Raw genomic sequence first — 23,242 nt, forward strand, 5'->3', positions numbered from 1 at the left:
TTCAGCCGCGCGTCTCCTCTTCTGCGGGCTCCTCGTCGTCCTCGGCACGAGGGGCCTTGTACGGGTCTGGCTCGCCCGCGTGCTGGGCGCCGGTGGCCTGGCGGGCCACCTCCGCGTCGGCCTCGCGGGCCTTCGCGAGCAGTTCCTCGATGCGGCGGGCGTCGTCCGGGACGCTGTCCGCGACGAAGGTGAGCGTGGGCGTGTAGCGGACTCCGGTGCCCTGCCCCACCTTGGTGCGCAGGACTCCGCGTGCGGCTTCCAGCGCGGCTGCGGCGCTCGCGAAATCCGGTGCGGCGTCGATGCTTTCGCCGAGCACCGTGTAGTACACCGTGGCGTCGTGCAGGTCCGCGGTGACGCGGGCGTCGGTGATGGTCACCGCTCCCAGCCGCGGGTCCTTGACGTCGTGTTCGATCGCCGAGGCCACGATCTGCGAGATCCGCTTGGCGAGCTTGCGGGCTCGAGCGGGATCGGCCATGGCTGTGGTCTCCTTCGGATGTTTCCGTGGTTCTAGTCGTCGGGGCCGAGCAGCCGGCGCCGCGCGGACAGCAGCGCGAACTCCGGGCGGCCGGCCACGAATCGCTCGCACGAGTCGAGCACGTCCCGGACGTGCTCGCCACCGGCAGCGACCGCGGCGACGCCGATGAGCGCGCGCCGGTGCAGGTCGAGGTGGCCCGCCTCGGCGACGGACACGTCGAACCGCTTCCGCAGCTCGGCCACCACCGGGCGCACCACGGATCGCTTCTGCTTGAGCGAATGCACGTCGTCGAGCAACAGGTCGAGCTCCAGGGCTCCGACAAACATAGGCAGCGAAGTTGTGCCGCGAGAGCGGTCCGGGGTGCCCGTGAAAAGCACCCCGGACCGGTCACTCACGCACGGGGCTTCTCCCGCTGTTCGTAGGTCTCGATCACGTCGTCGACCTTGATGTCGCTGTACGAGCCCAGCGTGAGGCCGCACTCGTACCCTTCCCGGACCTCGACCACGTCGTCCTTGAACCGCCGCAGCGAGCCGACCGGCAGGTTCTGTGCGACGACGGCGCCGTCGCGCAGGAGGCGGGCCTTGGCGTTGCGGCGGATCTCGCCCGACACGACGAGGCAACCGGCGATCGTGCCGATCTTGGAGGACTTGAAGACCTCGCGGACCTCGGCGCGGCCCAGCTCGACCTCTTCGTACTCCGGCTTGAGCATGCCCTTCAGAGCCTGCTCGATCTCGTCGATCGCCTGGTAGATGACCGTGTAGTAGCGGACGTCGACGCCCTCGCGGGCGGCCCGCTCGGTCGCCTTGCCCTGTGCCCGGACGTTGAACCCGAGCACGATCGCGTCGGACGCGGTCGCCAGGTCGATGTCCGATTCGGTGACGCCACCGACGCCGCGGTGGACCACGTGCAGCTCGACCTCTTCGCCGACGTCCAGCTGCAGCAGTGCCGCCTCGAGCGCCTCGACCGTACCCGAGTTGTCACCCTTGATGATCAGGTTGAGGCTGCTCGTCTCCTTCAGGGCGGAGTCGAGGTCCTCGAGGCTGACCCGCTTGCGCCGCGACGCGTTGAGCGCGTTGCGGGTGCGCGCGGAGCGGCGCTCGGCGATCTGCCGGGCGACGCGGTCCTCGTCGACCACCAGGAAGGTGTCGCCCGCGCCCGGTACCGAGGTGAACCCGATGACCTGGACCGGACGCGAGGGCAGGGCCTCCGTGACGTCCTCGTTGTGCTCGTCGACCATCCGGCGGACGCGGCCGTACGCGTCGCCCGCCACGACCGAGTCGCCGACCCGGAGCGTGCCGCGCTGCACCAGCACCGTGGCCACCGGGCCGCGGCCGCGGTCGAGGTGTGCCTCGATCGCGACACCCTGGGCCTCCATGTCCGGGTTGGCCCGGAGGTCCAGCGCGGCGTCCGCGGTCAGCAGGATCGCCTCGAGCAGCCCGTCGATGTTGATGTTCTCCCGTGCGGAGATCTCGACGAACATCGTGTCGCCGCCGTACTCCTCGGCGATGAGGTTGTACTCGGTGAGCTGCTGCCGGATCTTGTCCGGGTTCGCGCCCTCCTTGTCGATCTTGTTGATCGCGACCACGATCGGGGCCTTGGCGGCCTGCGCGTGGTTGATCGCCTCCACCGTCTGCGGCATGACGCCGTCGTCGGCGGCCACCACGATCACCGCGATGTCCGTGGAGTTCGCGCCTCGGGCACGCATGGCGGTGAACGCCTCGTGACCCGGGGTGTCGATGAAGGTGATCAGCCGCGGGGTGCCCTCGAGCTCGGTCTCGATCTGGTAGGCACCGATGTGCTGGGTGATGCCGCCGGCCTCGCTCTCGCGGACCTTCGTCTTGCGGATCGTGTCCAGCAACCGGGTCTTACCGTGGTCGACGTGACCCATGATCGTCACGACCGGCGGGCGGACCTGCAGGGCTTCCTCGCCGCCTTCGTCCTCACCGTAGGTGATGTCGAAGGTTTCGAGCAGCTCGCGGTCCTCCTCCTCGGGGGAGACGACCTGGACGACGTAGTTCATCTCGCCGCCGAGCAGCTCGAGGATGTCGTCGGACACCGACTGCGTTGCCGTGACCATCTCGCCGAGGTGGAAGAGCACCTGCACCAGCGAAGCCGGGTTGGCGTCGATCTTCTCGGCGAAGTCGGTGAGCGAGGCACCGCGCGGCAGCCGGATCGTCTCGCCCTGGCCCTTGGGCAGGCGGACGCCGCCGACGCTGGGCGCCTGCATGTTGTCCATGTACTCCTGGCGCTTCTGCCGCTTCGACTTGCGGCCCTTGCGCGAGGGTCCACCGGGACGGCCGAAGGCACCGGCCGTGCCGCCGCGGCCACCGGGGCCGCCACGACCGCCGCCGCCACCGCGGAAACCGCCGCCGCCACCGGCCGGGGCGCCACCGCCACCGCCACCGGGACCACCGCGGAAGCCACCGCCTCCGCCGCCGCCACCGGGACGGAAACCGCCGCCACCGCCGCCACCACCGGGACCGCCGCGGAAACCGCCGCCGCCACCACCGGGACGGCCGCCGCCACCACCGGGTCCGCCACGACCGCCGCCGGGGCCACCACGGCCACCGGGACCGCCAGGACCGGCCGGACGGGCGGTCCGGCCCGGCATCATGCCGGGGTTCGGCCGCGGGGGCATGTTGCCCGGGCTGGGCCGGTTGCCGCCGGCGCCACCGCCGGGACGCGGGGCAGGCCGGTCGCCGCCACCACCGGGCCGCGGCGGCCGGTCACCGCCGCCGCCCTGGCCACCGCCGGGACGCGGGGCGGGCGGACGCGGGGCCGGGGCACCGGAGCCGACGCCGAACGGGTTGTTGCCGACCCGCGGGGTGCGCGGACCGGGCTTCGGGCCGCTGGGCTTGGGGCCCTGCGGCTTCGGGGGCACGACCGAGCCTGCCGACGAGTCCTGCTGCTTCGGCGCCGGTTTGGGCGCGGCCGAAGCGGCCGGAGCGGCCGGTGCAGCGGGCTCGGCCTTCGCCGCGGGGACCTGCTGCGCAGGGGACGGCGCGGGCGGGCGCGGTCCGGGACGCGGTCCCGGGCCGGGACGGCCACCCGGGCCGGCCGGCTTCGCGGCCTGCGGCGCCGGTTTCCCTTGCTGCTGGGCGGGAGCCTGCGGCGCCGCGTTCTGCTGCGGGGGCCGGGGCGTGCTGCCGCCGGACGGCGGCGCCGGAGCGGGCCGAGGTCCCGGCGTGGGCTTCTTGCCGCCCTTGGCGGGGTACGCGTCGCGCAGCCGGCGGGCGACGGGCGCCTCGACGGTGGACGACGCGGACTTCACGAACTCGCCCTGCTCCTTGAGCTTCGCGAGAACTTCTTTGCTGGTGATACCGAGCTCCTTTGCGAGCTCGTGGACACGGGCCTTGCCTGGCACAGCTCTCCTCATCTAGGGGAGGCCAGGCGGTGACCCGCTGACCTCGTCCTTATCGTCGCGCGTTCATGGCTTCAGCTTCACGGCTGACTCATGACGGGTCGACCTGCTTCCTTGTTTCCCGCGGCCCCGGGAACGTCCCGGAACCGATGTCGGCGGCGAATGCCGCGTGCTCGTGCAGCCTCGCGGCGTCGAGCGCGCCCGCAGCCCGGAGGGCCCTCGGGAACGCCCGCTTCCGCTCGGCCCTGGCCAGGCAGTGCGGCCCGGGGTGCAGCCACGCACCCCGGCCCGGCAGCCGCCGACCTTCGTCGACGGCGAGCCGCCCGTCCACCGCGACCACGCGCAGCAGTTCGCCGGCCAAGGCCCGCTTCCGGCAGCCGACACAGGTGCGTACCGGGAGGTGCCGGTGACGCTGGAGGTCGGAGATGGCCCGTCGCGGGTCTTGAACCTTCGTCGAGTCTAGCGCCTGCACCTTCAGTCGGCCGAACCGGTTGCCGCGGCGGGCCGCGCCTGGCCGGCGTGGTCTTGCTCACTCTGCGGTTCGGCGGGGGCGGCGTCGCTGCGGATGTCGATGCGCCAGCCGGTGAGCCGGGCCGCGAGCCGCGCGTTCTGGCCCTCCTTGCCGATGGCGAGCGACAGCTGGAAGTCCGGCACCACGACCCGGGCCGTCTTCGCGCGTTCGTCCACGACACGGACGGACACAACCTTCGCCGGCGACAAGGCATTCCCGACGAACCGCGCCGGATCCTCGGACCAGTCGATGATGTCGATCTTCTCGCCGGCCAGCTCGCTCATCACGTTGCGCACGCGCGCGCCCATCGGGCCGATGCAGGCGCCCTTCGCGTTGACGCCCGGCACGGTGGAGCGCACCGCGATCTTGGACCGGTGCCCCGGCTCACGCGCGACGGCGGCGATTTCGACCGTGCCGTCGGCAATCTCGGGTACCTCGAGCGCGAAGAGCTTGCGCACCAGGTTCGGATGCGAGCGCGACAGCATGATCTGCGGGCCGCGGTTGCTGCGCGACACCCCGAAGACGAACGCCTTGATCCGGGTGCCGTGCTCGTAGGACTCCCCCGCGACCTGCTCGGCCTGCGGCAGCACGCCTTCGGTTCCGCCGACCTGGATCACGACCATGCCGCGGGCGTTGGCCCGCGCGTCACGCTGCACGATCCCGGCGACGATCTCGCCCTCCTTCGCGGAGAACTCGCCGAAGGTCTTCTCGTGCTCGGCGTCGCGCAGCCGCTGCAGGATGACCTGGCGCGCGGTGGTGGCGGCGATCCGGCCGAAGCCCTCGGGGGTGTCGTCCCACTCCTCGTCGACCTCGCCCTCGGGCGTGAGGGTGTGCGCGAGGACCCGGACGAGCCCGGTCTTGCGGTCGATGTCGATGCGGGCGTGCGGCTGGTGGCCTTCGGTGTGCTTGTACGCGGTGAGCAGCGCGGTCTCGATGGCCTCGATGACCGTGTCGAAGGGGATGTCCTTGTCCCGTTCGATCGCCCGCAGCGCGGCGATGTCCACGTTCACTTCGACTCCTCCTTCTCCGTCGCGGCAGCAGTGTGGTCGGCGTCGTCCGCCAGCACCTTGAGGTCGTCGGCAGGGGGCTGCTTGAACTCGACCTCCACGACCGCCTTGGCCACGGACTGGTAGTGCACGTCCTTGATCCGGCCCTCGGCCAGCACCCGCACGCGCTGCTTTCCGGCGTGCCCGACCCGCGCGAGGTACGCGGAACCTTCGACCGGGGTGATCTTGACCAGCCGGTACCGCGCGCGGCGCCAGTGCCGCTGCTGCGTGAGCGGCCGGTCCAGTCCCGGGGAGGTGACCTCCAGCGTGTAGGCGCTCGCCAGCACGTGCTCGTTCTCGTCGAGGGCGGCCGAGACGGTGCGGCTGACCTCGGCCACCTCGTCCAGCCCGACCCCGTCGTCGGAGTCGACGACGACCTTCACCAGCTGGCGCCTTCCGGCTCGCTGGACCTCGAGCGAGTCGAGGTCGAAACCCGCGGTCGTGACGGCTGCGGCCACGATCGGCTGCAGCCGGCTGGCGAGTTCGTCGGTCACGTGGAGCACTCCTGTTCGGCCGGATGGTCGGTGAAGGTCAAGCTTATCCTGCGCACCCGCGGGGACGCGCGAGCGGCGGTGCCGTCGGCGGGCCTGGCAGGATGGGCCGACGTGACCGCACGATCGACCGACCTCTCCCGGCGCGGGGTGCTGCGCCTGGGTGCCTTGGGTGCTCTGGGTGTCCCTGCCGTGCTCGCCGCCTGCTCGGGTGGTTACGACGAAAGTCCCGACCCCCTCGCGCCGCTGCTGGCGATGGCGGAAGCGGACGCCGCCGCAGCCCGGAAGCTCCCTGCAGGCGGGGATGCGGCGGGCCAGCTCGCCGACGCGCGCGCAGCGCAGGCGGCCGCGCTGAAGGCCGAGGTCGACCGGCTGAACCGGCCGGTTTCGACGCCCTCGGTCCCGCCTGCCCCGGCCGATTTCGGCGGGTTCAAGGACCGGCTGGCGGCTGCGCGCAAGCAGGCGGAGGACATGGTGCCCGCGCTGCCCGCGTACCGGGCGGGGCTGGTCGCTTCGGTGGCCGCGGGATGCGCGGGCCTGCAACGGATCGCGCCACAGCTGGGTCCGGGCGAGGACGCGAAGCCAGTGGCCGCGCCTTCGGGAACGGTGGCGCAGGAAGCCGTCGACCCGCTGCAGAAGGCGCTCGCCGCCGAGCACGCCGCGCTGTGGGTGTACGGGCTCGTGACGGCGTTCCTTCCGGGCGATTTCGGGGACGCGCTCAAGTCTGGGCGGGCCGAACACACCGCGCGCCGCGACGCGGTCACGCAGATGATCAGCACGGCTTCCGCAACGCCTGTCGCGCCCGAAGCCGCGTACGTGCCGCCTAAGCCTGTTACGGATACCGCGTCGGCCGCTTCGCTGGTGGCGAGCGCCGAGGGTGACACGGCGGCCGCGTGGCTGGGCGTGGTTACCCATACCGACGACGCCGGGTTACGGCAGATGGCGGTGCAGGCCCTGGTGGCGGCTGCGCGACGAGGGACGCCTTGGCGGCAGGAAGCGGGCGAAAAGCCCGCTGCGGTTGCGCTGCCTGGTCAGGCTGGCTGAGTCAACCCGGCTGAAGCTAACCGGTTCAGCGGAGTTTGCTGGATAATTTCAATGTGTTCCCGGCGAAGCCGGTCACGGACACCGCGTCGGCTGCTTCGCTCGTGGCGAGCGCCAAAGCCACCACCGCGGCCCCGCGACGAGGCACGCCCTCGCGGCAGGAAGCGGGCAAGAAACCCACTGCGGTCGCGCTACCCACCTGACGCCAATCAGGGTCAGCGGAGGTTGCCGGACAGCTTGAGCGCGTTCTTGGCGATGCGGTTGAGCAGCTGGGGATCGCGGTGACCGCCGTAGAAGTCGGTCAGCACGAGGGTGACGTCCGCGCCCGAGGTCTGGGATTCGTAGTCTGCCTGTTCGCCGCTCAGCTTCGGTGCGCCGGATTCGTGGTAGGTGCCGTCGCGGACCAGGTCGCTTACGTTGCCGGTGCCGTCGCGGTCGGTGAGCTGCTTGAGTTCGGTGGCCTTCTCCGCGCTCGGCATCGTCACCAGCACCACCGACACCAGCGCCTTCGCGTCGCCCGACTGCACCGTGTACAACGCCCGCGAGAGCGAGGTGCACGGGTTGTCCTGGAAGTACTTCTTCGCCCCGGAGTAGGCGTTGGCGGCGCAGTCGGTGGCCTTGGCCGGGCCTTCGACGAGCTTGAAGTCGAACGCCGGCTTGGTCTCCGCCGGCCGGGCGACGGGCTGGTCCGGGGTGCTGTCGTGCCGGATCAGGAACCAGACGAGCCCGGCCACCACGGCGATCGCCACGAGCCCGGCGCCGCGCAGCAGCAGGGCACGGTTGCCGGGCGGACGGGTCGGCCCGCCGGGCACCGGCGCCAGCGGGGCGGTGTCCGAGGGGCCGGGGGTGAAGTGCGGGTTGGCCACCCGAACACCGTAGTTCACCGCTTCGGGGAGGCTCAGCCGAATGCACGGAGAACGCGTTCGACGTCGTCAGGCCCGTTGTAGAGGTGGAAACCGACGCGCACCCGCCCGTTGCGGACGCTCGCCACCACCCCGGCTCCGGCGACCCGCGCGGGATCGGCCGCCAGCGACACGATGGCGCTCCCCCGCGGTTCGAGCCCGACCGCCCTGAGCAGGGAATCCGCCAGCCCCACATTGTGCTCGCGCACCGCCGCGAGGTCGAGGGACGCCAGGTGGGCGAAGGCTTCCGCGGCGCCGATGTGCGACAGCCAGACCGGCGACAGGTCGAACGCGCGCGCGTCCCCGGCCAGCCGCAGTGGCATTCCGTACACCGTGGACCACGGATCGTCGCCGGCGTACCAGTTCGCGGCGACCGGGCGGGTCCGCTCGGCGGCTCGCGGATGCACGGCGAGCCAGGCGCAGCCACGCGGGGAGAACAGCCATTTGTAACCGGCGCAGACGATCCAGTCCGCCCACTCGACGTCGAGCGGCAGCCAGCCGGCGGCCTGGGTGACGTCGAGGAGCACGGGGACGTCCGCGGCCTCGGCGGCGGCGCGCAGGGCGGCCGTGTCCAGGATGGCGCCGTCGGCGGACTGCACCAGGCTGACCGCGACGAGGTCGTGACCTTCGACGTGGTCCGCCAGTTTGCCCAGCTGTACCTCGGTGACGTCGGTGAGCTGCGCAAACGGGAACGTGACGCTGGTGAAATCGCCCTCCGCTGCCAGCACGCGCGCACCCGGCTTCAGCCCGCCCGCGACGTTCGCCACCAGCTGTGACACCGACGCGCCGATCGCCACCCGCTCCACCGGGACCCCGGCCAGCTGCGCGAATCCGGCACGAGACCGGGCGACGGACGCATCGAAGCCAGACGGCGTCGCCTGCCCGCCGCGCCATTGCTCGACCGCCGCTGCGACCGCGTCCGCGACGGGGGCCGGCGGGATTCCGATGCTGGGCGTGTTGAGGTATCCGGCGGGAACGGCGAAGGTCATGCCGCCAGGCTACGAGGAATGCTCCGGAAGCAGCGCCACGACATTGCCGTAGGACGGCGGAGCCAGCGGCAGTTCGGCATCGTTCTGGACGGCGTCCACTGTGGCCAGCGCAGCGGCAAGGGACACCCGATACGGCGTCGAACCGAGGCTCACCCTTGCCACGCCAAGGGAAGCCAAGCCGGATAACGTCACTTTGCCTGGCAGGTAAAGGAGATTCACCGGCACCTCGACGGCTTCGACGAGCGCTGTCACGTCCGCGGGTTCGGCGAGACCGGGTACGAACACGCCGTCGGCGCCCACATCGGCGTACATCCGGGCTCGGGTGATTGTCTCGCTGACCGGCCCGGCGCCGAGCCACTGCGTGTCCGTGCGGGCGTTGAGGAAGATGCCCGGGACCCGCTCGCGCACCGTCTGCAGCAAGGTGAGCTGGACGTCGAGGGGTACGAGAGTGCCGTCAGCGCGGCTGTCTTCGAGGTTCACCCCCACGGCACCGGCTTCGGCGAGCTCGGCGACCAGGTCGGCGACGGCTGCCGGATCGGTGCTGAAGCCGTCGGCAATGTCGACGCTGACCAGCAAGTCAAGGGGCGCGAGCGTCCGGGCCAGCGCGACGGTCGCGGCGCGCGAAGCCGGTGCGCCATCGGCAAGCCCGGCGGCTGCGGACACGCCGAGGCTCGTGGTGCCGACAGCCGGGTAGCCCGCCGCGGCGAGCGAAGCGGCGAAGCCGAACTCCCAGACGTTCGGAAGTAACAGCGGTCGGCCAGGCACGTGCAGGGCGGCGAAGGAGGTCATGGCTGTCACCGTACGAGGCTGACGTTTCGGTGGCCGCCGAAGCGTCACTGCCGTTGTATTTCCGGCCAGATCGCTTCCCAGGGCTGGTTACGCCCGGTGTACAGCCACATCAGGCCCGGTACCACCTCGGTCACCGAGGAGAAGTACGGCCGCAGCAGCGCCGGGTCGAAGCCCACGAAGAGCGCGTTCCGTGCGGAATCCGGTGGGTGGCCGAAATACCAGTACCCTCGGTGTCCACTGTAGACAGAACAAGGTCCGCAGTAGTACTCGACGGCCGCGGCGAAGGGGTAGATCTCCGCGTACACCGTGGTCTGACGGCGCACTGGTTCCGGGAGCGCAAGGTAGGCCTTCTCGACGCCGTCGGCCACCTGCCGCTGCGCCGTCTCTCCCGCGGCGAACGCGGTGCCGAGCCCGGCCACGGTGACCGCGGCCGACAAGACGAACGCGATCCCGACCGGGATCTTCCACCAGCGCACCAGATTCCGCCGCGACAGCTCCGTCGCGGCCGCGGCGAACGGCAGCGCGTACAGGCTCATCAAGTAGTACGCGCGGCCGTGCGTCAGCACGATCACCACCACGACCAGCAACAACGCCACCGCCAGGTAGCGAACGTCCGAAGACCGCAGCAGCCGCCACATCCCGTACAGCAGCGCGAGAACGCCCACCCCGATGCCTGCGCCGAGCAAGCCGTCCCGCGCGAAACTGAGGTACCCCGGGAACTCCGCCGCGACCACCTCGCCCATCCGCGTGTACGCCCAGCCGTGCGTGGCCTGCCAGACGAGCGCGGGCACCGTGGCCACCACCGCAATCAACGCGCCCAGCCACAGTTTCGGGCGCCGCACGAGGTCTCGTGGACCGAGTACGAGCGCCGAAACCAGGACCGCGCCCCACAGCGCCGGGATCAGGAACTTCGTCTGCAGCGACACCGCGGTGACCACTCCGGCCCACCCGAGCAGGCCGTCGCGCCGGGTGCGGGTCCAGCGCACGAGCAAGAACACCACAAGGGTCCAGAAAAACGGGTCCAGCGCGTACGTGGCAACCCAGTGACTGATGATCACCAGCCCCGAAGTCGCGTACCCGCCAGCCGCCATCACCTGCGCTCCACGGCCGCCACCCAGCTCGCGAGCGATCAGTGCGGTCACCACCGCCCCGGCTGCCGCGGCGAGCGCCATCGGCAGCCGGAACGCGAGCAGCGACCCGGGAAACCACCGGTCGAGCGTGCCGGCCAGCAGCGGGACCAGCGGTGGCTGGTCGAAATACCCCCAGCTCAGGTGATCTCGACCGGCCACCAGGAAATACAGCTCGTCGAACCCGTGCGCATCCCGCATGCTCATCGCCACCAGCACCGCCGCGACCGCCGCGGCGACCGCCAGCACCGGCAGCCGGGCGAACGGCGGCGCGGTCCCCTCGATCATCATGGGGTCGAGTGCACCGCAGCGGGACCGCGTGGCGTAAGCGTGATCGGTAGCGTCCTCCACCGACCAAAGCCGATCAAGGCGACAACTTTCGGTGGTAATCGAGCCGGGTGGCACGGGACGAGCGGATACCGTGTCCGGGGTGACCGGATCCGTCTGGCCGCGGCCCGCCGACTGGATCTGGCTCGCGGCCGCCACGCTCGCCTTCGCCTGTCTCGACGTCGGGCTCTTCCTCGCCGCCGGGCCCACCACCGGGTTCCTCGGGCCGAACGCGCTGCTCGTCCTGGAACTTAGCTGTGACCTGTCGCTCCTGCTGCTGCCGCGGTACCCGACTGTCGTCGCCGGGCTGCTGATCGTGGTGTCCGCGGCGATGCTTGCGTCCGACCTCGTCTCCCCCGGCCTGCTCGTCCCCACCGAACAGCCGACGCTGATGACGGTGCCGACGATCACGCCGGTGGTGCTGGCGCAGCTCGTCTGCCGGGTGGACCGGCGGCGGCTGCTGTGGATTGCCGGAATCCTCGCGCTGCTGGCCACGCGACCGTGGAACCCGGCCTGGAACACGACGCCGTTCGGCCTGCTGAGCACCGCGCTGCCGGTGGCGATCTCGCTGTATTTCGAGGCCCGGCGGCAGCTGCTGCGGTCGTTGCGGGACCGGGCCGACCGCGCGGAACGCGAGCAGCTTCTGCTCGCCGAACAGGCCCGTGCGGAGGAACGCCGCCGGCTGGCCGGGGAAATGCACGACGTGGTCACCCACCGGCTCAGCCTGATGGTGCTGCATGCCGGAGCGCTCGGCGTGACGTCCGCCGATCCGGCCGTGCGGACCGCGGCCGAGGACATCCGGCGCGAGGGCGCGCACGCGCTCGACGAACTGCGCGACCTCGTCGGCGTGCTGCGGAACGGCCCGGGGGCCGAACCGCCGGAGCCGAGCCCGCCGCAGCCCACGGATGTCTCGGACCTGGTGGCGGAGTCGACGGCCGTCGGTGTCGCGACGGAGCTTTCGGTGACCGGCGACCGGACGTCGGTGTCGCCGACCGTCGCCCGCACCGCGTACCGGGTGGTACAGGAAGCGCTCACCAACATCCGAAAGCACGCGCCGGGCTGCTCGGCCGCGGTTTCGCTGCGGTACCACCCCGGCGGGCTCGACGTGACCGTCACCAACACCCGCGCGGCCCGGCCGCCCGATCCGGCGCTCGCGGGCAGCGGCTCCGGAGCGGGGCTGAGCGGGCTGCGGCAGCGGGTGGAACTCGTCGGCGGGACTTTCGAAGCGGGTGCGGCGCCGGGCGGCGGGTTCCGGGTCGGTGCCATACTGCCCGCCTACGTCCCGACCACGGAGGGTGCGGCACGGTGATCACGGTCGTGGTGGCCGACGACGAGCCGATGGTGTGCGCGCACCTGCGCACGATCCTCGGCTCGGCGGGCGACATCGAGGTGGTCGCGCAGGCGCAGGACGGCGCGGAGGCGGTCGAGGAGGTCATCCGGCACCGGCCCGCGGTCGTGTTGATGGACCTGCGGATGCCGGGCGTCGACGGGCTCACCGCGATCGAACGGATCTGTGCGCTGCCGGAACCGCCGGTGGTCGTGGCGCTCACGACGTTCGATGCGGACACGTACGTCCTCCGCGCGCTCCGGGCAGGCGCTTCGGGATTCCTGGTGAAATCGACGCCGCCGGAGGACTTGATCGGCCTCGTGCGCGTCGCCGCGGACGGGCACACCGTGCTGTCGCCCTCGGCCGCACGACGGCTGGTCGCGTTGTCGTCCGACGCGCACCGGCGCGACGACGAAGCCCGTCGCCGCACTGCGGAACTGACCGAGCGCGAACGCGACGTGCTGGCCTGTCTTGGCGAAGGACTGTCCAATGCGGACATCGCGGCCCGGCTGCACCTGGCCGAGGCGACGGTGAAGAGTTACGTGTCGCGGATGCTGGTCAAGCTCGGGTGCACGAACAGGACGCAAGCCGGGCTTTTCGCGCACGAAGCGGGCCTCGTCGGACGGTGACCGCGCGCTCCTCGCTAGCCTGCGGCCATGACCGCCGACGAGGGATTGTCCGGACGCCGGGTGCTGGTCACCGGGGGCAGCCGCGGGCTGGGGGAAGCCACCGTACGCCGTTTCGCCGCGGCCGGGGCCACCGTGTTCACCGCTTCGCGAACCGACCCTGCCGAAGACCTTCCCGCGACGTTCATCCGGGCCGATCTGTCCACTGAGGACGGTGCGGCGGCGCTGGCACGCGAAGTGCTCGAGCGCGCCGGGGGCATCGACATCCTCGTCGACAACGCCGGTTCGACGACCCCGCCGGCGGCCGCGCTCGACCGGCCCGGCTCGTCGTGGGCCACGGACCTGGACATGAACCTGCTCGCCGCCGTCCGGCTCGACCGCCACCTGGTCCCGGGGATGGTCGAGCGCCACGACGGGGTCGTCGTGCACGTCTCGTCGATCACCTCGCACACGCCGATCCCCGGGCAGGCTTCCTACGCGGCGGCGAAGGCGGCGCTGAACTCCTACAGCCGGTCGCTGGCCGCCGAGATCGGACCGCTCGGCGTGCGCGTGGTGTGTGTGCTGCCCGGGTTCATCGCCACCGAGGGAGCGCTCGCGTACCACCGGGAGATGGCCGAGAACCGTGGCGTGACCGTCGAACAGGTGCAGCAGGACCTGGTGGACAGGCTGAACGTGCCGATGGGCCGTCCGGGCACCCCGCAGGACGCCGCCGAGCTCATCACCTTCCTCGCCTCCGCCCGGGCGCGCTGGCTGACCGGCGCGCAGTACCGGGTGGACGGCGGCATCATCCCGACCGTCTGAGCCGGAACTAGTTTCGGGTTTGACTATCCCGGCGGCGCGGCTACAGTGCTCGGCATGCCGGACCCCGTCGCGCCGCCCGACCCCGACTCGCTCGACTTCTGGTCGTTCGTCGCGCTGGCCAACCGCAGGCTGGCGCAGGAATACGGGTTCCGCCACCAGCTCGCGACCGAGGTGCTGCTCACTCTCAACCGGGCGTCGAACCTCGTCACCTACGACTTCGAATCCGCCGTGCACCGGCCGCGCGGACGTTCGTGGTCGGCGTTCCGGCTGCTCTTCGTGGTGTGGCTGGCCGGGCCGATGGAACCGTCCGCGGCCGCCCGGCTCACCGGGATGAGCCGGGCCGCGGTGTCGAACCTGGCGAAAACCCTGGTCGGCGAGGGTTTGCTGGCGCGGACCCCGGCCGCGCGCGACGGCCGGTCGGTGCAGCTTTCGCTCACCGAGGGCGGGCACGCCGAGATGCTCCAGGTGTTCGAGGCGCAGAACGAGCGCGAGGCGGGCTGGGTCGAGGTGCTCACCGAGGCCGAGCAGCGGGTCCTCGTGATGCTGCTGGACAAGCTCATCACCGCGCGTGCCGGGTTCGCCACCCGCCGCTGACCCCTTCCACCCGCTCCCGTCCTGGACTAGGCTGGACCCAAAGTAGTTCACATATTAACTATCTTTGGTTTCAAGGAGGCGACCCATGGCGTACTACCGCAGCGCGGGCAGCATCCCGCCGAAGCGGCACACCCAGCACCGCACCCCCGAAGGCGGGCTCTACTCCGAGGAGCTGATGGGCGAGGAGGGCTTCTCGTCCGATTCGTCGCTGCTGTACCACCGCGGGGTGCCGTCGGCGATCGTCGATGCGACGCCGTGGGACCTCCCGGACCAGACGCTCACCGAGAACCGCCCGCTGATGCCGCGGCACCTGAAGCTGCACACCCTGTTCGCGGGCCAGGAGTGGAAGAGCGCGGACGTCGTCACCGGCCGCCGGCTGGTGCTCGGCAACGGCGACGTGCGGATTTCCTACGTCGCCGCAGGTGAGGCTTCGCCGTTGTACCGCAACGCAATCGGCGACGAATGTGTGTACGTCGAGTCCGGCGAGGCGATCGTCGAGACCGTGTTCGGCGCGCTGCCCGCCCGCACCGGCGACTACGTCATCCTCCCCCGCGCGACCACCCACCGCTGGGTACCCAAGGGTCCGGAACCGTTGCGTGCCTACGTGATCGAGGCGAACTCGCACATCGCGCCGCCGAAGCGGTACCTGTCGCGCTACGGCCAGCTGCTGGAGCACTCGCCGTACTGCGAACGTGACCTGCACGGACCGGCTGAACCGCTGCTGGCCGAAGGCACCGACGTCGAGGTGCTGGTGAAACACCGCGGCTCGCGTGGCGTCACCGGCACCAGGTACGTGTACCCGACGCACCCGTTCGACGTGGTCGGCTGGGACGGCTGTCTTTACCCGTACACGTTCAATGTCTCGGATTTCGAACCGATCACCGGCCGCGTGCACCAGCCGCCGCCCGTGCACCAGGTGTTCGAGGGCAACAACTTCGTGATCTGCAATTTCGTACCCCGGAAGGTCGACTACCACCCGCTGTCGGTGCCGGTGCCGTACTACCATTCCAATGTGGACTCCGACGAGGTGATGTTCTACTGCGGCGGAAACTACGAGGCCCGCAAGGGTTCCGGCATCGCGCAGGGGTCGATCAGCCTGCACCCCGGCGGGCACAGCCACGGCCCGCAGCCGGGCGCGGTGGAACGTTCGCTGGGCGTGGAATTCTTCGACGAGCTGGCCGTCATGGTGGACACGTTCCGCCCCCTGGAACTCGGCGAAGGCGGCTTCGCCAGCGAGGACCCCGGCTACGCCTGGACCTGGGCAGGCCGGGGGCCGCTGTCATGACCGCGCTGACCGACGGCCTGTTGGACGACGCAGCAGTCTTCCCCCCTGGCCTCGCCCCGCTGCCGGACGCCATCACCGCCCATGACCGGCACACCGCCGCCTGGTACGCGGAGATGGTCGGCCCGCTGGTGATCGCCGCGTCCGGGCTGGGAGAACTCGCCACCCTGGTCAGGGGCCGGGAAACGCCGCTGCCACTCGCGATCACCTTCCCCGGCGGCCCCGACGGCATCGCACCCGCGCTCGCCACTGTCGCCGACCTGCCGGTGACAGTCGAGATGCTGGAAGTCGCCGTACCCTCCGGCGTCGGCGAATTCCTGTCCTCGATTGCCGATTGCCCGGCCCCGATCGCCGTGGAAATCCCGCGCGACGACCGCCGGATCCCTTTGCTGCAAGCACTGTCCGGCACTCCGTACAAGGCCAAGTTCCGCACCGGAGGCACCTCCGCGGAGTACTACCCGGATGAGGCCGAACTGGCCGCCGCAATCCGCGCAGCCGTCGAGGCAGGTGTCCCCTTCAAAGCAACTGCCGGACTCCACCACGCCATCCGCAACACCGACCCCACCACGGGCTTCGAACAGCACGGTTTCCTGAACCTGCTCCTGGCCACCGAAGCGATCACCCGCGGCGAAGACGCCGTAGACCTGCTGGCCGAACGCGATGGCGCCGCCGTTGCCAAGCACGTAGCCGCTCTGACACCGGAGCGCCTGGCCGCAGCCCGCGCCCAGTTCACCTCCTTCGGCACCTGCAGCATCACCGACCCCCTCACCGAACTCACGGATCTAGGCCTGATCGGAGCCCCCGCATGACCGTGCCCGACATCCCACCCGGCTCCCTCTTCGGCGTCGACAACCTGCCGTACGGCATCTTCTCGGCAGGTGGAGGCACACCGCGAGCAGGCGTGCGGGTGGGCGAGCACGTACTGGACCTCTCGGCGGTACTGGACGACCCGGTCTTCGCCGCAGGTTCCCTCAACCCTTTTATGGCGCAGGGCTACGACCGCTGGGTGGCCGCCCGCGCGCAAATCCAGGACCTGATCACCGGCGACGTCCCCGCGGAAGCACTACACGCGGTGGACGACGTCACCCTGCACCTCCCCATCGAAGTCGCCGATTACGTCGACTTCTACGCCTCGGAACACCACGCCTCGAACGTAGGCCGCCTGTTCCGCCCAGACGCAGAACCGTTGCTGCCCAACTGGAAACACCTCCCGGTGGCCTACCACGGCCGCGCCGGAACGGTGTACGTCTCCGGCCGGGACATCGTCCGCCCGAGCGGCCAGCGCAAGGGCGAAAACGGCCCGGTCTTCGGCCCGAGCCAACGCCTGGACATCGAAGCGGAACTGGGCTTCATCGTGGGCACCGGAACCCCCGCAAACACCCCCATCAGCCCCGACGATTTCGCCCAGCATGTATTCGGCGCGGTAATCCTGAACGACTGGTCCGCCCGCGACATCCAAGCGTGGGAATACGTACCTTTGGGCCCGAACCTCGGCAAAAGCTTCGCCACCTCGATATCCCCGTGGGTAGTCCCCATCCTGGCCCTGGAAAACGCGCGAGTCCCCCTACCCGGCCAAACCACCCCGAAACCCCTGCCCTACCTCCGGGAAACGGATCCGTGGGGCCTGAACATCGACCTCACTGTCACCTGGAACGGCCAGCCGGTAGCCCACCCCCCATACCGGGAAATGTACTGGTCCCCCGCCCAAATGCTGGCCCACCTGACCATCAACGGAGCCTCCGCCCGCACCGGCGACCTCTACGGCTCCGGCACCATCTCCGGCCCGAACCAAGACCAACGAGGCTCTTTCCTGGAACTGAGCTGGGGCGGCAAAACCCCCATAACCATCAACGGAAAACCAAAAACCTTCCTCGACGACAACGACGAAATCACCATCACCGCCTCGGCACCGGCAGCCAACGGGAGCCGGCTGAGCTTCGGCGATGTCAGCGGCCGCATCCTGCCCGCCCGGTGAAGTCCGTGAAGGGAACCATGAGGGAATCCTATTCCGTCATGGTTCCCTTCACGGACCACTCAAGCGGCGATCGGGGCGCCGGTGCGGGAGCGGATGTCATCCACCGACACTCCCGGCGCGGTCTCCACCAACCGCAACCCATCCGGAGTAACGTCCAGCACCGCCAGGTCGGTGATGATCCGATTCACCACCCCGGTCCCGGTCAACGGCAACGTGCACTGGGAAACGATTTTCGGCGACCCGTCCTTGGCAACGTGATCAGTCAACACCACCACTCGCCGAGCCCCGGCGACAAGATCCATCGCCCCACCCATCCCCTTGACCAACGCACCAGGGACAGTCCAGTTGGCCAAATCCCCATTGGCCCCGACCTGCAACGCCCCCAGCAGGGCCAAGTCGAGATGCCCCCCGCGAATCATCGCGAACGACTCGGCAGAATCGAAAAAACTCCCCCCGGGCTGCAAAGTCACCGTCTGTTTCCCGGCATTGACGAGATCAGGATCCTCCTCCCCCTCCCAGGGAAACGGCCCCAACCCCAAAATCCCGTTCTCACTGTGCAATGTGACGTGCACCCCCGGTGGCAGATGATTCGCCACCTGGGTGGGAATCCCGATCCCGAGATTCACATAATCCCCGTCCCGCAATTCCCGGGCACCGATCGCCGCCATCTCATCCCGGCTCCAGCTCACGCCGACACCCCTTCACGCGCCCGCACAGTGCGCTTCTCGATCTGCTTCTCCCGCGCAGTAGCCTGAATCAACCGCTGCACATACAACCCAGGCGTCACCACCGACTCCGGATCGAGATAATCGGAAATCACCTGCTCAGCCTCGACCACGGTCACTTTCCCGCACGTAGCCACCAGCGGGTTGAAGTTCCGCGAGGCGAACCGGTACACCAGATTCCCCACCGGATCAGCCGTATAGGCGTGTACCAGCGAAAGATCGGCCACGATCGCCCGCTCCTGCACATACGTCACCCCGTCGAACTCCGCATGCGGCTTCCCCTCCGCGATCGGCGTCCCGACCCCGGACCGGGTATAGAACGCCGGAATCCCGGCACCCCCGGCGCGCATCCGCTCCGCGAGCGTGCCCTGCGGCGTGAACTCCACCTCGACCACCCCGTCGAGGTACTGCTTCGCGAACAGCTTGTTCTCCCCGACGTACGACGCCACCACCCGGCGTACCTGACTGTTCTCCAGCAGGATGCCGAGGCCCTGGCCGTCCACGCCCATGTTGTTCGAGACGATCGTGAGATCGCGGATGCCCGAGTCCCGGATCGCCTCGATGAGGTCGTTCGGGTTCCCGGTGAGGCCGAAGCCCCCGACCGCGATCGTCAGCCCGTCCTCGAGCACCCCGTCAAGGGCCTCCGCGGCGCTGCGGTACTTCTTCGGCACGGCGTCCTCTCCACTTCGTCCGGTGAGTGGTCAGTCTCCGTATCGAACCCAGTGCAGGGGAAACAGGTCAATGGCGGGTCGAAAATCGCCCCGAAATCTCTCGCGGACCGAACATCTGCGGATCAGGTGTTCACTCAGTGGACGTACCATCGGAGCCATGACCAGCTCCCCTCCGGACCACGTCGTCGGCCGCGTCTCGGCGACGCTGCGGGCGCTGTCCGCCTACCGGGACGGCGCGTCCACCTCGCAGCTCGCCCGGCGCTGCGGCCTCGCCCGGCCGACGGTGCACCGGCTGCTGTCGGCATTGGCGGCAGAGGGATATGTCGACCGCGACCGGCAGAGCGGCCGCTGGTACCTCGGCCCGGAGCTGTACCTGCTCGGCGAAGCCGCGGCGCCGCGGTACGACGTGACCCAGCAGGCCCGCGCGAGTGTCCACCGGCTGGCCGCGGCCACCGGGGAGAGCGCGTTCTTCTCCGCCCGCCGCGGCGACGAGACCGTGTGCCTGGTGCGCGAGGACGGCGACTTCCCGATCCGGTCCTTCGTGCTGTACGAGGGCGCGCGGTTCCCGCTCGGGGTGGTGTCGGCCGGGCTGGTCGTGCTGTCGATGCTGCCCGACCGGGAGGTCGGCGAGTATCTGTCCACAGTGGACCTCACCGCCGAATGGGGTCCGGCGCACGACACAAGCCAGATCCGCGGCCGCATCGCGCGGACCAGGGAAGATGGCTATTCGACGAACCCCGGCCTGGTCGTCGAAGGCAGCTGGGGCATGGCGGCGGCCGTGTTCACGCCGTCCGGCGAACCGGCATGGGCGCTCACCCTGACCGGCGTGGAGTCCCGTTTCCGCGCCGAACGCCGTGCCGAACTCGGCGCTCTGCTGCTGAAGGAGGCGCACGCGCTCACGAACGTGCTCCGCAGCCCGTCGTGAGCGCCGGTCACGAGGCGGCGGGGGTGTTCTCCGCGTCGTAGGCCGCCCGCGCGGCGGTGACCTGGTCCATGTGACCGCGCGCCCAGATGTCGAGCAGCTCCAGCGGTTCGGCGAGGTTGCGCCCCAGCGGAGTGAGCTCGTACTCGACCTTGGGCGGGATCACCGGGTACGCCGTGCGGACGAGGATGCCGTCGCGGACCAGGCTGCGCAGCGTCTGGGTGAGCACCTTCTGCGAGATGCCCTCCACGCGCTTGCCGACCTCGGTGAACCGCAGCGGGCCGTCCACCAGCGCGCCGACGATCAGCACCGTCCACTGGTCACCGATCCGGTCGAGCAGCTGGCGCGTCGGGCAGTCGCGGTCGTACGGGTTTCCCGGCACGGCGGTCTCCTCACTCTCCCGAAGAGAGTAACACTCCCCGCGGCCTTCTTACGAAGCCCGAACATTCGTCCCACACCCCTCGTACACCCGCGCGCGAGGGTTGGCCCCGGAACCACCGAACGGGAGGACGGAACGATGCGAGGAACGAGCTGGCCGCGCCGGCTGGCACTGGCGACCTGCGGCGTCGCCACGGGGTTGCTGGTGGCCGCCCCACTGGCCGCCGCCGACCAGGGTCCCATCACACTGAGCCCGCAGGAGGCGCAGCAGGTGTGCACGGTGTGGGTGCCGAAACTGCGCAAACAGGCCCAGCGGCTGACCGACCGGATCAACGGCGGCCCGGAGGTCGCGGGGTCGGTGGCGAACCTGAAGGCCCGAGCCGACGACGCCCGCACGAAGGGACACGCCGCACAGGCCGACCGGCTGCAGAAGCGCGCGGACAAGCGGCAAGGACGGCTGGGGCAGGTCGCGGATGCGGCGAAGCAGCTGGACGCGTTCACTGCCGCGCATTGTCAACCGGCGGCCCCCAAGTGAGCCGGACCGGGAGGCCGGATTGGGCGGGGCTGCTGATCCGCGCCGGTGAGAGCCAGCCGCGTCGCGAGGCGCCACCGGCAGGCCCGCGGTGAAGCGCCTCGCCGCCGTGGTTGCGGCGGTTGCGGTCATCGGGCTGGGCTGCGCGGCCTGTGGCGACAGCGACCCGGCACCGTCCAGCGGCCCTGCGGTCACCAGTCAGCTCGACGGGATCCAGTCCACTCTCGACTCGGTCGAGAGCGACATGGCGGGCGACGGGTCGCAGTGACCCGCGTACCGTTTCCCCCGACGTAGCCGGCCGGAGGAACGGGAGCCCGTGATGGGGTCAGCTGGCCGCGGTCTCGTGCTCGTGGTGGAGGACGAGACCGCGATCGCCGAACTCGCCGCGCTGTATTTGCGGCGCGACGGGTTCGGAGTGGCGATCGAGGCGGACGGCGGGAACGCGCTCGCGGCGGTCCGGCGGTTGCGGCCGGTCGCCGTGGTGCTCGACATCGGACTGTCCGGAATGGACGGGATCGAGATCTGCCGGGCCCTTCGCGCGGCCGGCGACTGGACGCCGGTGCTGTTCGTCACCGCTCGCGACGACGAGCTCGATCGCTTGCTGGGCCTCGAAATCGGCGCCGACGACTACCTCACCAAACCCTTCAGCCCGCGCGAGCTCGCCGCGCGCGTGCGGACGGTGCTGCGGCGGGCGTCCGGTGGTCCGGTCTCGGCGCTGACCTGCGGCGGCGTCCGCATCGACGTACCCGGTCGCCGCGTCTGGGCGGGCGAGGCCGAGGTCACGCTCACTTCCACCGAGTTCGACCTGCTCGCCCACCTGCTGCGGCACCCCGGCCAGGTGCTGTCCCGCGACCAGCTGCTCAGCTCGGTCTGGGGGTACGCCGCGGCGGCCGGCACCCGGACCGTGGACGTCCATGTGGCTCAGCTGCGGGCAAAACTCGGCGCGCACAGTCCAATCCGGACAGTGCGGGGCATCGGGTATGCGGCGGATGCCGGATGAAGGGCACGCTCGCGCTCCGGATCACCGTGGTGTGCCTGGCCGTCGCCGGGATCGCGGTGCTCGTGGCCGGGCTCGTCGCGTCGCGGCTCGTGCGGACCACCGCCGATTCGGTGCTGCAGCAGTCGTTGCGCGACCAGGCTGACGTCGTCGCCGGGCAGCTCGGCGACACCGGGATCGGCAACCGGCTCGCGGTCGGCAAGGTGGCCGATGTCGTCCGGGGGCAAGGCATCGAGGTCGTCGTGCACCGCGCGGGCGGGCAGGACGTCGGCTCGGCCGACGCAGTGCGGGCGGCCGAGCGCGCGGGGCTGACGTCCGGGCAGGATCGGTCGGCACGGATTGCCGTCGGGAAGGTCGACTACCTGGTGGAGGTGCGCTCGGTCGGTGCGCGGGCCGCGTTCGCGCTCGTGCAACCCGCGCGCAGCGGCGAGGCGACGCAACGGGCGCTGGTGAGAAACATCTTGCTGGCGCTGGGAATCGGGCTCCTGGTGGCCGCCGTAGCCGGATATGTTTCCGGACGGTTGCTCGGCCGTCCGCTTCGCCGGGCGGCAGCGGCGGCCGCGAGTCTGCGGGCCGGGCGGCGGGATGTCCGGGTGCCGGTCGAAGGTCCGGCGGAGGTCGCGCAGGTGGCCGGTTCCCTCAACGAACTCGCCGACGCCCTTGCCCGCAGCGAAGCACGGCAACGGGAATTCCTGCTGTCGGTGTCGCACGAACTTCGTACCCCGTTGACCGCGGTGACCGGGTTTTCCGAGGCCATCGCCGACGGCGTCGCCGAAGGTCCCGATGCCCGCCGTGCCGGGGAGACGATCCACCGCGAGGCCCAGCGGCTGGAGCGGCTCGTCACCGATCTGCTCGAACTCGCCCGGCTCGGCGCCGACGAGTTCCGCCTCGACCTCGGCACCCTTGACCTCGCCGCGCTCGTCCGCGATTGCGCCGAAGTGTGGCAGCTGCGGTGTGCCCGCGAGAATGTGCCGCTGTCAGCCCAAATCCCGTCGACGCCCGTGCTGGTCACCGCGGACGCCCGGCGCCTGCACCAGGTGGTGGACGGCTTGGCGGAGAACGCTTTGCGCGTGACGCCCGCGGGTGCGCCGATGGTGTTCGCGCTCGACACCGCGGACGGCCGGGCGCACCTGTCCGTACGTGACGGCGGGCCTGGCCTCGCCCCGGAGGACTACCCGGTGGCCTTCGAACGCGGCGTACTGACCGCCCGCTACCGCGACCGCCGTCCGGTCGGCTCCGGCATCGGGCTGGCCTTGGCGCACGGCCTCGTGACCCGGATGGGCGGCACGCTCACCGCCGGCCCGGCCCCCGAAGGAGGCGCCGCGTTCACCATCGGCCTGCCGTTGTCCTGAC

27 protein-coding genes are annotated in these 23,242 nt (G+C 70.7%); 14 read left to right on the forward strand and 13 right to left on the reverse strand.

All coding sequences use genetic code 11. The annotated features are described in order from the left end of the window. Position 1 precedes the first annotated feature (1 nt). The 6 genes from rbfA to rimP all read right to left on the reverse strand — a co-directional run bounded on the left by rbfA (position 2) and on the right by rimP (position 5,887). On the reverse strand, positions 2 to 475 hold the full coding sequence (rbfA, locus tag OO71_RS25380) for a 30S ribosome-binding factor RbfA (RefSeq protein ID WP_033292398.1): 474 nt from the start codon (positions 473 to 475) through the stop codon (positions 2 to 4). 32 nt (positions 476 to 507) lie between these two features. Continuing rightward, a complete protein-coding gene (locus OO71_RS25385) occupies positions 508 to 801 on the reverse strand; it encodes a DUF503 domain-containing protein (RefSeq protein WP_033292399.1) in 294 nt (97 codons plus the stop codon). A gap of 65 nt (positions 802 to 866) precedes the next feature. Next, positions 867 to 3,839: a translation initiation factor IF-2 gene (infB, locus tag OO71_RS25390; RefSeq protein ID WP_033292400.1), complete on the reverse strand. Its 2,973-nt coding sequence runs from the start codon at positions 3,837 to 3,839 to the stop codon at positions 867 to 869. An 88-nt stretch (positions 3,840 to 3,927) separates the two neighbouring features. Beyond that, positions 3,928 to 4,197, reverse strand: coding sequence for a YlxR family protein (locus tag OO71_RS25395; protein WP_425388703.1), 270 nt, complete (start codon positions 4,195 to 4,197; stop codon positions 3,928 to 3,930). A gap of 113 nt (positions 4,198 to 4,310) precedes the next feature. Next, positions 4,311 to 5,357 (reverse strand): transcription termination factor NusA, encoded by a 1,047-nt coding sequence (nusA, locus tag OO71_RS25400; protein WP_033292401.1) that lies wholly within the window; start codon positions 5,355 to 5,357, stop codon positions 4,311 to 4,313. Beyond that, on the reverse strand, positions 5,354 to 5,887 hold the full coding sequence (gene rimP, locus OO71_RS25405; protein WP_033292402.1) for a ribosome maturation factor RimP: 534 nt from the start codon (positions 5,885 to 5,887) through the stop codon (positions 5,354 to 5,356). Before rimP ends, nusA begins: the two co-directional genes overlap by 4 nt. A gap of 111 nt (positions 5,888 to 5,998) precedes the next feature. Here rimP and OO71_RS25410 point away from each other — a divergent pair, with 111 nt between their 5' ends. Next, on the forward strand, positions 5,999 to 6,928 hold the full coding sequence (locus tag OO71_RS25410; protein WP_033292521.1) for a ferritin-like domain-containing protein: 930 nt from the start codon (positions 5,999 to 6,001) through the stop codon (positions 6,926 to 6,928). Positions 6,929 to 6,981: 53 nt separating this feature from the next. Further along, positions 6,982 to 7,128, forward strand: a complete 147-nt coding sequence (locus tag OO71_RS50305; RefSeq protein WP_211260602.1) for a hypothetical protein — start codon at positions 6,982 to 6,984, stop codon at positions 7,126 to 7,128. Positions 7,129 to 7,140: 12 nt separating this feature from the next. On the opposite strand, the gene OO71_RS25415 is transcribed toward OO71_RS50305, so the two are convergent. The 4 genes from OO71_RS25415 to OO71_RS25430 are packed head-to-tail and all read right to left on the reverse strand — an operon-like array spanning position 7,141 to position 11,023. Next, the gene (locus OO71_RS25415) at positions 7,141 to 7,791 is read right to left on the reverse strand and encodes a hypothetical protein (protein WP_156096527.1); all 651 of its coding nucleotides are present in this window, start codon (positions 7,789 to 7,791) and stop codon (positions 7,141 to 7,143) included. Positions 7,792 to 7,823: 32 nt separating this feature from the next. Beyond that, the gene (locus OO71_RS25420) at positions 7,824 to 8,816 is read right to left on the reverse strand and encodes an aminotransferase class V-fold PLP-dependent enzyme (RefSeq protein WP_033292403.1); all 993 of its coding nucleotides are present in this window, start codon (positions 8,814 to 8,816) and stop codon (positions 7,824 to 7,826) included. Between the two features lie 9 nt (positions 8,817 to 8,825). Then, entirely contained in the window at positions 8,826 to 9,605 is a 780-nt protein-coding gene (locus OO71_RS25425; RefSeq protein ID WP_033292404.1) for an isocitrate lyase/PEP mutase family protein, read from the reverse strand. 44 nt (positions 9,606 to 9,649) lie between these two features. After that, positions 9,650 to 11,023 carry an ArnT family glycosyltransferase gene (locus OO71_RS25430; RefSeq protein WP_033292405.1) on the reverse strand — a complete coding sequence of 458 codons (1,374 nt, stop codon included), beginning with the start codon at positions 11,021 to 11,023 and terminating at the stop codon, positions 9,650 to 9,652. A 130-nt stretch (positions 11,024 to 11,153) separates the two neighbouring features. On the opposite strand from OO71_RS25430, the gene OO71_RS25435 reads away from it, so the two are divergent. The 7 genes from OO71_RS25435 (at position 11,154) to fahA (ending at position 17,664) form a co-directional block, all read left to right on the forward strand. Further along, the gene (locus OO71_RS25435; protein ID WP_033292406.1) at positions 11,154 to 12,368 is read left to right on the forward strand and encodes a sensor histidine kinase; all 1,215 of its coding nucleotides are present in this window, start codon (positions 11,154 to 11,156) and stop codon (positions 12,366 to 12,368) included. Continuing rightward, the gene (locus OO71_RS25440; protein ID WP_033292407.1) at positions 12,365 to 13,015 is read left to right on the forward strand and encodes a response regulator; all 651 of its coding nucleotides are present in this window, start codon (positions 12,365 to 12,367) and stop codon (positions 13,013 to 13,015) included. The genes OO71_RS25435 and OO71_RS25440 overlap by 4 nt, the downstream gene beginning before the upstream one ends. 27 nt (positions 13,016 to 13,042) lie before the next feature. Continuing rightward, entirely contained in the window at positions 13,043 to 13,813 is a 771-nt protein-coding gene (locus OO71_RS25445; RefSeq protein WP_033292408.1) for an oxidoreductase, read from the forward strand. A gap of 54 nt (positions 13,814 to 13,867) precedes the next feature. Continuing rightward, positions 13,868 to 14,407 (forward strand): MarR family winged helix-turn-helix transcriptional regulator, encoded by a 540-nt coding sequence (locus OO71_RS25450; protein WP_033292523.1) that lies wholly within the window; start codon positions 13,868 to 13,870, stop codon positions 14,405 to 14,407. An 85-nt stretch (positions 14,408 to 14,492) separates the two neighbouring features. Beyond that, a complete protein-coding gene (locus OO71_RS25455) occupies positions 14,493 to 15,692 on the forward strand; it encodes a homogentisate 1,2-dioxygenase (protein ID WP_033292409.1) in 1,200 nt (399 codons plus the stop codon). Then, positions 15,689 to 16,498 (forward strand): hypothetical protein, encoded by an 810-nt coding sequence (locus OO71_RS25460; protein ID WP_033292410.1) that lies wholly within the window; start codon positions 15,689 to 15,691, stop codon positions 16,496 to 16,498. Before OO71_RS25455 ends, OO71_RS25460 begins: the two co-directional genes overlap by 4 nt. Further along, on the forward strand, positions 16,495 to 17,664 hold the full coding sequence (gene fahA, locus OO71_RS25465; RefSeq protein WP_033292411.1) for a fumarylacetoacetase: 1,170 nt from the start codon (positions 16,495 to 16,497) through the stop codon (positions 17,662 to 17,664). Before OO71_RS25460 ends, fahA begins: the two co-directional genes overlap by 4 nt. Positions 17,665 to 17,723: 59 nt before the next feature. Here the strand turns inward: fahA and OO71_RS25470 are convergent, their stop codons facing one another. Both OO71_RS25470 and OO71_RS25475 read right to left on the reverse strand, forming a co-directional pair. Next, a complete protein-coding gene (locus OO71_RS25470) occupies positions 17,724 to 18,353 on the reverse strand; it encodes a CoA transferase subunit B (RefSeq protein ID WP_033292412.1) in 630 nt (209 codons plus the stop codon). Then, complete coding sequence (locus OO71_RS25475; RefSeq protein ID WP_033292413.1) at positions 18,350 to 19,060, reverse strand: CoA transferase subunit A; 711 nt, start codon at positions 19,058 to 19,060, stop codon at positions 18,350 to 18,352. Before OO71_RS25475 ends, OO71_RS25470 begins: the two co-directional genes overlap by 4 nt. 157 nt (positions 19,061 to 19,217) lie before the next feature. On the opposite strand from OO71_RS25475, the gene OO71_RS25480 reads away from it, so the two are divergent. Continuing rightward, positions 19,218 to 19,985 (forward strand): IclR family transcriptional regulator, encoded by a 768-nt coding sequence (locus OO71_RS25480; RefSeq protein WP_033292414.1) that lies wholly within the window; start codon positions 19,218 to 19,220, stop codon positions 19,983 to 19,985. Positions 19,986 to 19,992: 7 nt separating this feature from the next. Here OO71_RS25480 and OO71_RS25485 read toward each other — a convergent pair whose 3' ends face one another. After that, on the reverse strand, positions 19,993 to 20,364 hold the full coding sequence (locus tag OO71_RS25485) for a winged helix-turn-helix transcriptional regulator (RefSeq protein ID WP_033292415.1): 372 nt from the start codon (positions 20,362 to 20,364) through the stop codon (positions 19,993 to 19,995). A gap of 135 nt (positions 20,365 to 20,499) precedes the next feature. Between OO71_RS25485 and OO71_RS25490 the strand changes: the two genes are divergently transcribed. The 4 genes from OO71_RS25490 (at position 20,500) to OO71_RS25500 (ending at position 23,241) form a co-directional block, all read left to right on the forward strand. After that, positions 20,500 to 20,895, forward strand: coding sequence for a hypothetical protein (locus OO71_RS25490; RefSeq protein ID WP_033292416.1), 396 nt, complete (start codon positions 20,500 to 20,502; stop codon positions 20,893 to 20,895). 88 nt (positions 20,896 to 20,983) lie between these two features. Then, entirely contained in the window at positions 20,984 to 21,160 is a 177-nt protein-coding gene (locus tag OO71_RS51320; protein WP_169776567.1) for a hypothetical protein, read from the forward strand. Between the two features lie 51 nt (positions 21,161 to 21,211). Then, a complete protein-coding gene (locus tag OO71_RS25495; protein ID WP_033292417.1) occupies positions 21,212 to 21,892 on the forward strand; it encodes a response regulator transcription factor in 681 nt (226 codons plus the stop codon). Then, a complete protein-coding gene (locus OO71_RS25500; RefSeq protein WP_033292418.1) occupies positions 21,889 to 23,241 on the forward strand; it encodes a sensor histidine kinase in 1,353 nt (450 codons plus the stop codon). The genes OO71_RS25495 and OO71_RS25500 overlap by 4 nt, the downstream gene beginning before the upstream one ends. Position 23,242 lies beyond the last annotated feature (1 nt).

Source organism: Amycolatopsis jejuensis (genome assembly GCF_000717335.1).
GTDB classification, from domain to species: Bacteria; Actinomycetota; Actinomycetes; order Mycobacteriales; family Pseudonocardiaceae; genus Amycolatopsis; species Amycolatopsis jejuensis.